General features: G+C 45.4%; 11 protein-coding genes. 4 read left to right on the top strand and 7 right to left on the bottom strand.

Annotation, left to right across the window (positions count from 1 at the left end):
- The 3 genes from smc to AY605_RS14145 all read right to left on the bottom strand — a co-directional run bounded on the left by smc (window position 1) and on the right by AY605_RS14145 (window position 5,163).
- Window positions 1-3,453, bottom strand: coding sequence for a chromosome segregation protein SMC (gene smc, locus AY605_RS14135; RefSeq protein WP_064097013.1), 3,453 nt, complete (start codon window positions 3,451-3,453; stop codon window positions 1-3).
- A gap of 11 nt (window positions 3,454-3,464) precedes the next feature.
- Entirely contained in the window at window positions 3,465-4,160 is a 696-nt protein-coding gene (locus tag AY605_RS14140; protein WP_064097014.1) for a GntR family transcriptional regulator, read from the bottom strand.
- Between the two features lie 199 nt (window positions 4,161-4,359).
- Window positions 4,360-5,163, bottom strand: a complete 804-nt coding sequence (locus AY605_RS14145) for a sulfite exporter TauE/SafE family protein (protein WP_064097015.1) — start codon at window positions 5,161-5,163, stop codon at window positions 4,360-4,362.
- Between the two features lie 27 nt (window positions 5,164-5,190).
- On the opposite strand from AY605_RS14145, the gene AY605_RS14150 reads away from it, so the two are divergent.
- On the top strand, window positions 5,191-5,946 hold the full coding sequence (locus AY605_RS14150; protein WP_064097016.1) for a biotin--[acetyl-CoA-carboxylase] ligase: 756 nt from the start codon (window positions 5,191-5,193) through the stop codon (window positions 5,944-5,946).
- A 14-nt stretch (window positions 5,947-5,960) separates the two neighbouring features.
- On the top strand, window positions 5,961-6,701 hold the full coding sequence (locus AY605_RS14155) for a type III pantothenate kinase (protein ID WP_064097017.1): 741 nt from the start codon (window positions 5,961-5,963) through the stop codon (window positions 6,699-6,701).
- Here the strand turns inward: AY605_RS14155 and AY605_RS14160 are convergent.
- The 3 genes from AY605_RS14160 to ffh form a co-directional block, all read right to left on the bottom strand.
- Complete coding sequence (locus tag AY605_RS14160) at window positions 6,655-7,260, bottom strand: RBBP9/YdeN family alpha/beta hydrolase (RefSeq protein WP_064097018.1); 606 nt, start codon at window positions 7,258-7,260, stop codon at window positions 6,655-6,657. The genes AY605_RS14155 and AY605_RS14160 overlap by 47 nt on opposite strands.
- Window positions 7,261-7,403: 143 nt before the next feature.
- Window positions 7,404-7,970, bottom strand: a complete 567-nt coding sequence (locus AY605_RS14165) for an RBBP9/YdeN family alpha/beta hydrolase (RefSeq protein ID WP_064097019.1) — start codon at window positions 7,968-7,970, stop codon at window positions 7,404-7,406.
- A gap of 151 nt (window positions 7,971-8,121) precedes the next feature.
- Window positions 8,122-9,528, bottom strand: coding sequence for a signal recognition particle protein (ffh, locus tag AY605_RS14170; protein ID WP_064097020.1), 1,407 nt, complete (start codon window positions 9,526-9,528; stop codon window positions 8,122-8,124).
- Between the two features lie 138 nt (window positions 9,529-9,666).
- On the opposite strand from ffh, the gene AY605_RS14175 reads away from it, so the two are divergent.
- The gene (locus AY605_RS14175) at window positions 9,667-10,476 is read left to right on the top strand and encodes a cytochrome C assembly family protein (protein ID WP_064097021.1); all 810 of its coding nucleotides are present in this window, start codon (window positions 9,667-9,669) and stop codon (window positions 10,474-10,476) included.
- 70 nt (window positions 10,477-10,546) lie between these two features.
- On the opposite strand, the gene AY605_RS14180 is transcribed toward AY605_RS14175, so the two are convergent.
- Complete coding sequence (locus tag AY605_RS14180; protein WP_064097022.1) at window positions 10,547-11,308, bottom strand: class I SAM-dependent methyltransferase; 762 nt, start codon at window positions 11,306-11,308, stop codon at window positions 10,547-10,549.
- Between the two features lie 211 nt (window positions 11,309-11,519).
- On the opposite strand from AY605_RS14180, the gene AY605_RS14185 reads away from it, so the two are divergent.
- The gene (locus AY605_RS14185) at window positions 11,520-12,455 is read left to right on the top strand and encodes a tRNA dihydrouridine synthase (protein WP_191731087.1); all 936 of its coding nucleotides are present in this window, start codon (window positions 11,520-11,522) and stop codon (window positions 12,453-12,455) included.
- Window positions 12,456-12,482 lie beyond the last annotated feature (27 nt).

Genomic DNA, 12,482 nt, shown 5'->3' on the forward strand with positions numbered 1-12,482 from the left:
TTATACCTCCGCAGCTAAGCCGTATTCTTTTGCCTGTTCCAAATTTACTGTCACTAATTTTGAGGTTCCCGGTTCAGGCATGGTTACACCTAAAAGATCAGTCGCCATCATCATTGCAAGTTTGTTATGGGTAATATAAATAAATTGCACTTGTTCAGAAAGCTCTTTGACTAAATTACAAAAACGTCCCACATTGGCATCATCCAGGGGTGCATCGACTTCATCCAGTACACAAAATGGTGCCGGATTTAAGCGGAAAATTGCGAAGACCAATGCCAAGGCAGTTAAAGCCTTTTCCCCGCCAGAAAGTAACGCGAGTGAACTGTTACGCTTGCCTGGTGGTCGGGCCATTAGTTTTACACCCGATTGCCATCCATCTTCAAGACTTAAACTCGCTTCACCGCCCTCAAATACTTTCGGAAACAGGTTTTGCAGCTCGGCATTGACCTGATCAAACGTGTGCATAAACAGTTTACGGGTTTCCTGGTCAATACTCTTCATCGCAGCCTGTAGCTGTTCAACCGTATTTTCCAGATCCTGCATCTGGTGACTCAGTTCCTCGTAACGTTTTGATACTTCTTCATATTCTTCAGAAGCCGCCAGATTCACGGCACCCAGCTTATCGAACTGGGTTTGGGCTTTTTCCAGCTTCGCCTGATGGGCTTTGATATCAATATTTAAGCCGCTAATGACATCATGGTTCAGTTCTTTCAGCTGTTCTGAATAATGCTGTAAATCAGATCTGGCTGCCTGCCAGGCTAAACGTTTGGCTTCTAACTCGCTACGCAGCTGTTCATCCTGCTGTTGGAAACGATGGCGCTGTTCGGTCAGCTGCTGCTGCTTGCTCTGCACCTGATTTAATTCAACCTGCCAGTCGGCCCAGGTCTTTTGCAGCTTTTCAGTGATCTGCGCCTGTTCATTAAACTGACTCTGTAAAGCAGGCAATTCTAGCTGTACCGGATCGACAAATTTCTTGGCCTGTTCGATTTGTGCAGTAATTTGCTGAGACTGTTCTTTTAGGAATACCTGATCTTTTTCCAGTAATTCGATCTGCTGCTGGGTTTGCACACATTGACGGCGCAGCAATTCCAGTTCCTGCTGCGCTTGCTGGCTAATCTGCTGCGAGTCATCTAACTGAGCGCTCAATTCTTCTAGCTGAAATTGCAGGATTTTATAATTCGGTAAAGCCTGTTCCAGCTTTAGATTCAGGGCATGCAAATCAATTTCCAGATCGTCTTTTTGCATGGCATCTTCTTCAAGCTGCTCATCCAGTTGTTGTAGCTGATGCCTTAATTGCTGCTTTTGCAATGCGAAAGCCTGCACACTACTTTGTACTTTGGCAATATGAATATCGAGTTGTTGCAGCTGTTTTTGAGCTTGTTTCTGCTGCTCGCTGATACTCTGAATCTGGCTTTGCAAAGCTTTAACCTGATCAGTGAATTCAGATAACTGCTGCTCCAGCTGCATAAACTTAGGTTCAAGTTCTGCAAGTTGCTGCTCGATTTCATCCAGACGAATTCGATGGCTTAAAGCACCTTGTCCGGCCTGACTGGCTTCATCATAATCCAGAGCAATGACCCAGTCTGCACCAATATGATAGCCATCTAAACTCAGTAATGTCTGGCCTTGTAATAACTCAGTTTGAAGCGGTAATGCTTGTGCTAATGTATCTACGACCGCGACTTGTTGCCACAGTGAATAATGTGGAGATTCAATCCAGTCGGCCAGACACATCGTATTGGAAATCTGAATTTTATCCTGAACAGCCTGTTGTTTTAACTGACGTGCACAATCTTCAAGGAAGTGCTCGCCCTCGGCCAGAATCTGGGCAGACAGCCATTTTGCCAGAAACTTTTCGATCAGGCTGGCATGTGCCTTGCCTGCATCATTGAGCTTAAGTACATGCATCAGCTGGACCGCATCACTCTTGCTATTCGGGTTGGCTTTGGTCAGTAATTGGCTCAGGTTTTTCTGTTCTGAATGTAGCACCTGAATTTCAGATTTGAGCTGCATCAAGCGCTGTTGTTGGGTCGCCTGCTCTTCCTGAATCTGCTCGAATTGAGTTCTTAAATCTGTTAATTGAATTTCATAGCCAACGATTTGCTGTTCAGCCTGTGCTTTATCTGTCTGATACTGCTCCAGCTCATCTTGCTGCGCCTGTTGCTGAATCTGTGTGCTTTGCTGTTGTAGCGTCTGTTTCTGCTGTTCAATCCGTTCAATATTCTTTGCCAGTTGCTCGCTTTGAGCCAGCATTTGCAATTTACGCTGTTGCTGCTGTTCGACCTGAGTTTTAATCTGTGCGAATTGCGCTGTAATTGTACTCTGCTGGGATTTGAGCTCACTCAGATTCTGACTATGCGTCTGACTCTGGCCATCTTGTTGCTGCAATTGTGCCTGCTGATCTTCAAATTGCTGCTGTAAAGTATCGAGTTGCAGTTCAATCAACTGCAAACGCTCTTTGGTCTGGGCTTTTTGCTGTTCCAGTTTAACCAGACTTGTAGAATTCTGCTCCAGCAAAGACTGCTTTTGCTGCAGTGTCATTTCCAGTTCAGCCAGTTTTTTCTCGGCCTGTTGCCATTCGCTTTGCAAAGGGGTGGATTGCTGAATCAGACGCTGGAACAGTTCACTGGTACTGCCTAAATCATGTTCTACGGTAGTCAGTTCAGAACGCACCAGCTTAAACTTTTCCCCGAGCGTATTCATCTCAAGGGTATATTCTTCCTGTAAGCGCTGGCTCTGCTCACATTGAAAAGACAGAATTTCAATCTTGATCGTACGGATCTGCCCTTCCAGTTCTTTATATTGAATCGCACTTTCCGACTGACGTTTCAGGGTTTTTAGCTGGGATTTCAGTTCAGAAGCAATATCTTCCAGACGCGACAGGTTTTGTGTGGTGTGATCCAGATGCAGCATGGTTTCACGGCGACGCGCCTGATAGCGCGATACCCCAGCCGCTTCTTCGATATAAACCCGCATTTCCTCTGGCTTGGCATCGACCAGACGGTTAATCATACCCTGCTCAATAATCGCATAGGAACGCGGACCCAAACCGGTGCCAAGGAAAATATCGGTAATATCACGACGACGGCATTTGCTGCCATTCAGGAAATATTCGGACTTGCCATCGCGGTTGACCTGCCGGCGTACCGCCAGTTCATTATAGGCATTATAGGCACCGCCGAGCTTGCCATAAGTATTGTCAAAGCGCAGTTCTACACTGGCCATACCGACCGGTTTACGCTTGGCAGTTCCGGTAAAGATGACATCCTGCATGCTGCCACCACGCAACTGACGCGCACTGGACTCGCCCATGACCCAGCGTATGGCATCAATGACATTGGATTTACCACAACCATTTGGTCCCACGACCGCAGTACGATTATCTTTAAAATGTAAGGTGGTACTGTCGGCAAAAGATTTAAAGCCTGAAAGTTTTAAACTGCTTAAACGCATAATGTCCTGATTTAACGTCGTGAGCGTCTGGCCCACGCGAGTTCAATTTGTTTCATCCGTGTCAGAGATTCCAACACAAGGTTGCGCAAGTGTCGACAAAAATCTTCCATAAATAAAGTGGCCTGATGGGTTTTTCGTATCAAAATTGCTTCAGTGACCAGTTTAAATAAGTCAAAAGATTCTTGTAACTCGCGTCTGGAAATATTCAGGGTCAGAAAATAGCTCCGACGTAAAGATGGCAGCAGTTCCTGATAGTAGCGTATCAGATAAGGATTCCCCACCATCTCATGCTGCTGGGCCATGCCCTGAAAGATCAAATCATAAAACTTTTCAGTGTGTCCTTGGCGGGTTTCTGCTTCTAATTGCTCTAATAATAGCTGAATGCGCTCAGCTTCATGCACCCGCCAGGTCTCCGCCATGCGATGCACCATCTGCCCGAGCAATAACGAGGTCATGTCAAATAAGGCACGCACCTGCAAGGCCGACATTTCTGAAACAATTGCTCCCCGGCGTGGAAAAATTTCAATCAGTTGGGTGCGTTCCAGCAACAACAGTGCTTCACGAACCGAACCCCGGCTGACATCAAGCTCCGAGGCAATCCTAAGTTCCTGTATACGTTCGCCTTCGACCAGTTCACCGCGAATAATTTGTTCGCTAATATGCTTGGCAATCTGCTCAGACAAACTTTGCGCTTGTTCTAATGGCATACCGTTCCTGTGTTTATTTTTATGAATAATGGTTTAACCCTTTATTTGGGCTATGTTGCTATTAAACGGCTTTTTTTTAATGATTACTTTGACATTGTCAGACAATCTTGTGTCTATATAGCCAACTCCCACTTACAAAAAAGGAGAATAGTGATCTATTCTCCTGCAGCGACGCATTGATTTAACCTGAACATTTGAATCAGGCAATGAAACCCTGATAAATAAAATACAGGCCGACGGTAGTCAGCAAGGCCGCAAAACATTTTTTCAATACAGCCGGTGAAAGCAGATGTGCCACTTTTGCGCCCAGTTTCGCAGTAAAAAAGCTCATCGTGCTGATACCGAGAAACGCATAAATATGAATATAACCGATAGTATTTGGTACGGTGACCTGCGCCTGTTTACCAAACCACATAAAACCTAATGCACCCGCGATTGCAATTGGCAAGCCACAAGCGGCAGAGGTCGCTACTGCTTTTTGCATGACAACCCCACAGCGATTCAGAAATGGGACCGTCAAACTGCCCCCGCCAATCCCAAAAATGGCCGATGCCACACCGATCCCGCCACCCGCAGCAATTTGTAGCGGTGTTGAAGGTAATTTTTGGTTTGGGTCGACCTGAACATTCGCACCTTTAAACATTCGAAATGCCACCCAGACTGCAAAGAACCCGATCAACAACTGCAAACCTCGACCAGATAAATAATCGGCAATCCCCGCACCCACAAATGACCCTATAACCAGACCTGGCGCCAGATTACGAAACACGGGCCACAGCACTGCCCCTCGTTGATGATGTGCCATGACCGAGCTGATAGAGGTCACAATAATCGTCGCCAGGGAAGTACCCACCGCCATATGCATAATCACGTTAGGATCGTACTGGAGTTGGGTAAAAACAATGTAGAGGATGGGTACAATGATCAAACCTCCACCGACCCCAAACAGGCCTGCGGCAAATCCGGCAATTGCACCAATCAATAAATATATGATTAACTCCATAACGATATTTACCACGTTTAGATTCAAATGGATGTAGAAACTCGTGAACTGCAACAACGATTAAGCGATGCAGGCCAACTCCCGGAAGTATTACTCATCAAACCGATTACCACATCGACCAATGATGATGTGCGCGAATTGGCAACGAAAGGGGTACAGCAGGTTCTGGTATGCAGTCATGTGCAGACCCAAGGCCGTGGACAGCGTCAACGTCAGTGGATATCACCTGAAGGGAACATCTATTTAAGCACATTGCTGCATACACAAAAACCCATTGATGGTCGTCTGGCGCTAGAAATTGCGTTAAATATCCTGCAAATGCCAAGTCTAAAAGGCCTGGAATTACAGGTGAAATGGCCGAATGACCTGTATAGCCTGCATGGAAAATGGGGGGGTATTCTGGTCGAGCCGGTTTCAACCACGCAGGTGGTGGTCGGGGTCGGGCTAAATATTGATCCTCTGTCCACCGATCTTCCAGACCAGCAGGTCAGCTCCTTGAGCGAGCTGGGATTATCGCATACATCAAGAGTCGAGCTAATTGCCCAGTTATATCTGGCGATTCAGCAAGCCGGGCAATGGTTTAATTATGGCAGTCAAAACCTGGCGGCGCGTTTCAATCGATCGGCTGCATTTATGCAACAAACAGTTGAATTTACCGATGTGCAAGGGCAATATTCCGGTACTTTTCTCGGGATTCAGGACGATGGTGCAGTCAAGATTTTGACCGATCAAGGAATCCAGACCTTTTATCAGGGACAGCTCCGCCTTCAACACGGTGGATGAACAGGCATACAGCAATGAAAAAATTATGGTTGGATATTGGCAATACCAGACTGAAATACTGGATTACCGAGCATGATCAGATTATTGAACAGGCAGCGGAATTACATTTACAGTCTCCTGCCGATTTATTACTGGGCCTGATCCAGCATTTTAAAACACTGGGCTTGCATCAGGTGGGTCTATCCTCGGTCCAGGATAAAATCAGTAATGAGCGTATTCTCAGCATTTTAGAAAGTCTGCATATTCCAGTGATTTTTGCTCAGGTACAGGCGGAATATGCCGGTCTGATCTGTGGCTATGATGAACCTTCTCAGCTTGGCATTGACCGCTGGTTACAGGTACTTGCAGTGGCGACTCAAGCGCATGAAAATTACTGTGTAATTAGTTGTGGTACGGCACTGACTATTGATCTGGCGCAAGGACAACAACATTTGGGTGGATTTATTCTGCCGAATCTGTACTTGCAACGTGATGCACTGATTCAGAATACCAAAGGTATTAAAATTCCGGATGGTGCTTTTTCTGAACTTAATCCTGGCCGCAATACCCTGGATGCTGTGCATCATGGCATTCTGCTGGGCCTGCTCAGCACCATTGAAAAAGTCCTGCATGATTTCCCAGCACAGCTGGTTTTAACCGGTGGAGATGCCCCACTGTTTGCGCAGCATCTCAGCCATCACCATCCCCGGATTGAACCTGATCTTTTACTTAAAGGCCTGCAGCATTTTGCAGCTCATTTGCCAGACATTGTTTGATGATATCCAGCAATTGAGGGAATTCGGCAAAGCCATCAGATTTATTAAAATGCCCGGCTTTTTTGATCTCAAAAATTTGTGCATTCAAGCTATGGGCTAAACGCAAGGAAATCGGTGCAGGCACATAGGGATCATTACTGGAGATCAGCATCACCGCACGTTTATAGCTATAGGGCAAGTTTTTCAGATCGAGTCGCACAGCCTGCAGTATTTTATTCAGTTCTGACCAAGCCACCAAAGGTGTATCAAAGGCTGAGACCAGAATGATACCGCCGATCTTGCGTTGCTGCTGAATATAATGTTCCTGTAAAAAGTTTAAAACACTGACGCAACTCAGGCCATGTGCAACTAAAAAGGTATGTTCATCCATCTGCGGAATGTGCAGTTTCAGATTCTGCTGCCATTCTTCTAAATCAGGCTGAAAAGGGTTGGCCAGCATAATCCGCTTGGACTCAAAACCGGCATTTTTAAGCTGGCGACTGAGCCAAGGGTACCAGTGATCATTGGAGGTCGCCTGATAATCCGGCACGATATAGACTTTTTTTATTATATTTTTCATAGTGCATTACTTATAATTATTGAACGCAAACGGCGTCGATAAAAATCAGTTTTAAACAGTCTGGAGATGGAATTCAAGTACCTTTTTGAACACCATCTCATATTAAATTTTAAAATTTAGTGAATACAATAACATGCTTAAATTTAAGATTTAATCAGATAAGGCTCGATCACTTTCCAGAGCTCCGGCAGATCAGTACAGCCTTGTGAATCAATAAAATGTCCGTGATGCTTGGCATTCACCACAATTGCATCAAGACTGTCCGCTTGTTCCAGACTAAATTCTGGTGCAACCCTGTCATCTCCTTCGGAGTAGATCACCACACGCTCTGCAACCTGTTGTTTGAGTAAATCAAAATCGATATCCGCGGCATCAATAAAAGGGTTTACTTCATCCAGACGACCCAGCCGGCCATTAAATCCTGCGATCAATACCAGTTGCTGAATTTTCTGCTGTTTTAATTCTCTGGATAGGTAATGTAATGCGGCTACAGTTCCCAAGCTATGTGCAATAAAAATACTGTCCTCATCAATTGCATCAATCTGTTCACGCATTTGCTGATCCCAAGTGTCCAGTGTCGGTGTAGTTGATGGATCCAGCCGGAGGACTTTTAAACTGACATTTTCCTGTTGGGCTTTTTCCTGAATCCATGGGTACCAGTTTTCTTCCGGGCTTGCAGTATAACCATGTACGACAATTACTTGGTTCATTTGAAATTTCTCTTTATTTTGTGCTGATATTCCCGAGTCTGCCTGATTAGATTTTTATTTTGGGTAAGTAAATGTTGTTTTGTTTAAACCAGTTTGACCATCTATTCGCAATAAAAAAAAGGCGCATATTGCGCCTTTTTTAAAACAAAACTTATTTCTTGTCGTTGCCGCCGAACAATGGTCCCATACCACCGCCGCCGCCAAACTGTTTCTGCAGACCGCCGAGTGATTTCATCATTTTTGCCATACCGGATGGATTGGCAAATTTTTTCATCATCTTGGCCATCTGCGCATGTTGCTTGATCAGCTTGTTGACTTCTGCCACTTCCATACCACAACCTGCTGCGATACGTTTTTTACGGCTTGGGTTCATCAAGTCTGGATTACGGCGCTCTTTCAGGGTCATCGACTGGATAATCGCTTCCATTTTCTTGACCTGCTTTTCAGGATTGGCTTGCGCCAATGCATCTTGCAGACCGGCATTGCTCATGCCAGGAAGTTTGTCCAGGAAGCCCATCATGCCGCCCATCTTGTTCATCTGCTCAAACTGCATCAGCATGTCTTCAAAGTTGAAGCTGCCGCCTTTTTGCAGTTTTTTCGCCATTTTTTCGGCTTTTTCTTTGTCGACCTTACGTTCAAGTTCTTCGACCAAAGAAAGTACATCACCCATACCGAGAATACGCTGTGCAACACGCTCAGGATGGAATGGCTCCAAGGCATCGAGTTTCTCACCCATACCCAAGAATTTGATTGGCTTACCGGTAATTGCACGTACTGACAGTGCCGCACCACCGCGTGCATCACCATCAGTTTTGGTCAGGATCACACCAGTTAAAGGCAAGGCATCATTGAATGCTTTGGCGGTGTTTGCCGCATCCTGACCAGTCATGGCATCGACCACGAACAGGGTTTCAGTCGGGTTAATCGCTGCATGCAGCTCTTTGATTTCACCCATCATGTCATCATCGATATGCAAACGGCCTGCCGTATCGACAATCAGCACATCGGCAAACTGGATTTTTGCCTGTTCAATCGCACGTTTTGCAATATCAATTGGGCGTTCATCTGCGTGAGATTCTAAGAAAATCGCACCGACTTCACCCGCGACGGTCTGTAGCTGTTTGATCGCTGCTGGACGGTATACGTCGGCAGAGACCATCGCGACTTTTTTCTTTTGACGTTCTTGTAAGAAGCGTGCAAGTTTCGCTGCGGTTGTTGTTTTACCTGCACCCTGCAGGCCTGCTAGCAGGACAACAACAGGTGGTTTTGCAGCGAGGTCGAGGCTTTCATTGGCCTCGCCCATCATTTTGGTCAATTCGTCATGAACGATTTTGACAAAAGCCTGCCCAGGAGATAACTGAGTCATCACTTCTTGGCCCAATGCTTCTTCCTTAACTTTCGCGATGAATTCACGAGTTACAGGTAACGCAACATCGGCCTCAAGAAGCGCCATACGCACTTCACGTAACGTATCTTTAATATTGTCTTCGGTTAGCTGCCCTGAGCCAGTAACATTTCTTAAACTCTGCGTGAGTCGTTCTGTTAAGGTATCAAACATTGCAAAATCCGCTTAAAATAGCCATGAGCAAAAAATTGTTTCTTAAAATAGAAAATTTATGCATAGAATGCTATAGGATACTGTAGTTCGCAGCGAATTTATATAAATGAATATTCATCACCCTTAAAAAGGTTTGACATGGTTAGCCTCCCCTTGGTTTATACGATCTTAGCATTAGTCGCTTATACCGCTTCTTTCTGGTATCTGTTCATTCATTTAATGTCTAAACGTACTCCTAATCAATGGTTTGTTTCGCTAACTGCACTGCTTGGACTGAGCCTGCATGCACTGGTGTTATATGGTGATATGCATACTCCGCTAGGCATCAATTATGATGTCTTTTCCCTGTTTTCTTTTACCTCGGGTTTGATGCTGCTGCTCAGTATTATTTACAGTACTTATCGTCCGATTATTGCCCTGAACCTGATCGGGATTCCAGTGGCTGCCACAGGTTTGATCCTCGGTTTTGTCTTTACCCAGCCAGCTAAAATTATTATCCAGAACTCTCTAGGCTTGGACATTCATATTATTTTGTCTTTGTCTGCTTATGCAGTATTGCTCATGGCAACCATTCAGGCTGTAATTTTACGTTTTCAGGATCGTGAGCTGAAAAAGAAGCACAAACGCCGGGTTTGGGTCAGTTTGCTACCCTCTTATCAAGACATGGAATCACTGCTGTTTGATATGCTGATGACCGGTTTTGTTTTACTTACCCTCGCTTTGGGCTTTGGCTTCTTTACCATCGACAATTTCTTTGCTCAGCATCTGGCACATAAAACTGCGTTCAGTATTATTTCTTGGCTGGTTTATGGTTCACTATTAATCGGACACTGGAAGTTTGGTTGGCGTGGTCAGAAAGCCGTGCGCTTTACCCTGCTCGGTTTTGGCTTGCTGGCACTGGGTTTTATTGGGTCTAAATTTGTGCTGGAAATGATTCTAGGGCGATAATTCTGAGCCTTGAAATATTCAATTCATTGTCCAATAAAGTTCAATAAACAGGCTTTAGCTTGAATAATCTTTAAACGGTTATACGCCCCGCACGTACTGATAATGGCCAGCCAATGACTCTAGGCAATTCTGGATCTTCCCATTCTGGCAATAAGGCATCTGCCAGTACATTCAGTGGATTATGTCCAAGTGCGTTAGTGGCAGCTTTCACAGCTGACCAGGTACTCATATAACCAATTAACTGATAAAAGTTCCATTCAACCTCTAATACAGGTGGCTGAATCGCAATTTCCTGAAATGGAAATGGTAGATTTTTATATCCTTCATCTACATGGCGACGTTCAGGCGGCCAGTACGGTGCAAGCGTGACTTCATAAAAATGCTTAAAATACTGATTCAGATGTGGCTCATCCACACTGAACACGCCATAGCTAATTAAAGCCAGAATGGCTTTAGGTTTCGCGATGCGTCGAACTTCTGCGTAGAATTTTTCCAGATCGAGCCAATGCGCTGCTTGAGCCACTGAAATCAGATCAATACTCTGGTCAGCACACGGAATCTCTTCAGCAAATGCCTGACCATACTGAATTTTTGGATGCGGTTTGGCTTGGGCAAGCTGTTCAGCACTCGCATCAATTGCAATCACCTGATCAAAATAATTCGCCAAAACTTCTGAAAGCTGTCCAGAACCACAGCCGACATCTACAGCCAGTTTGGTACCTGGTGACAGCTCTGCCAATAGCTTTCCCAATGCATCCGGATAATGCGGACGAAACAAGGCATAATCCTGTGATTGCTGGGAGAAATGATCCTTGAAATGAGGCTGTTCCATACTACCACCTGATATATTTATGATTCTTTTCAATATAGCTATCAATCTTTAAAACTCTATTATTTTATTGTGCTGAAGACAGCTGTTTTGTTGATATGTCCTAAACCCATTCTCACTCTCTCTCCCCTTTATGAAGCGTGAAATTTAGACTGCCTGGACATTCAGGCTAAAAAAACGTATAACACCGTTTTAAATTTACAGGTGTGCATCGTTGAAACTTGTGCTTGCTCCCATGGAAGGCTTAACCGATCCGATTATGCGTGATGTGCTGACATCCGTAGGTAGCTTTGACTGGTGCGTGACCGAGTTTATCCGTGTCACCGACTCCATTCTGCCCGATCATATTTATCATACTTACTGTCCTGAACTGTTGAATGGTGGCAAGACGGCGGCAGGTACACCGGTACATGTGCAGTTTCTGGGAAATAATCCGGAGATGCTGGCAGCGAATGCCGCCAAAGTGGCAGCCATGGGCGCACCGGCAATTGACATGAATTTTGGCTGTCCGGCCAAAACCGTGAACCGTCATCGCGGTGGCTCAATCTTGCTCGATGAACCCGACGTGGTGCATGAGCTGGTTAAAGCCGTGCGTGATGCCGTCCCTGCGCATATTCCGGTTTCCGCCAAAATGCGCCTGGGTTATATGGACCGCAATTTCATGCTGGAAAATGCGCATGCCATTGAAGATGCCGGAGCAGCGTGGGTTACCGTTCATGCGCGCACCAAAGCCGATGGCTATACCCCGCCCGCATTTTGGGACCAGCTACAACCGATTCGTGAAGCACTCAAGATCAATGTAATCGCCAATGGTGAAATCTGGAACAATGCCGATGCCAAACAGTGCCGTCTGGAATCCGGTTGTGAAGACCTGATGATTGGCCGTGGTGCAGTGACCACACCCGACCTGACCCAATGTATCCGTCAAAACTCGGATGCACCTTTGATGAACTGGAATGAACTGCTGCAACTGCAAATTCGTTTTATCAACGGCCCAGCCAAAACTGAAATCGGGATGGTCGGTCGTTACAAGCAATGGCTCGGCATGATGTCGAAACATTATCCTGAAGCCAAAGCATTATGGGATGAGGTAAAACGGATTAAAGTTCTGGCCGAAATTATCGAAAAACTGAAAGCTTCAAATATTTAAAACCCAAAAGCCTTTGAATCATTCAAA

Source organism: Acinetobacter sp. SFD, from assembly GCF_001647575.1.
Lineage (GTDB): Bacteria > Pseudomonadota > Gammaproteobacteria > Pseudomonadales > Moraxellaceae > Acinetobacter > Acinetobacter pecorum.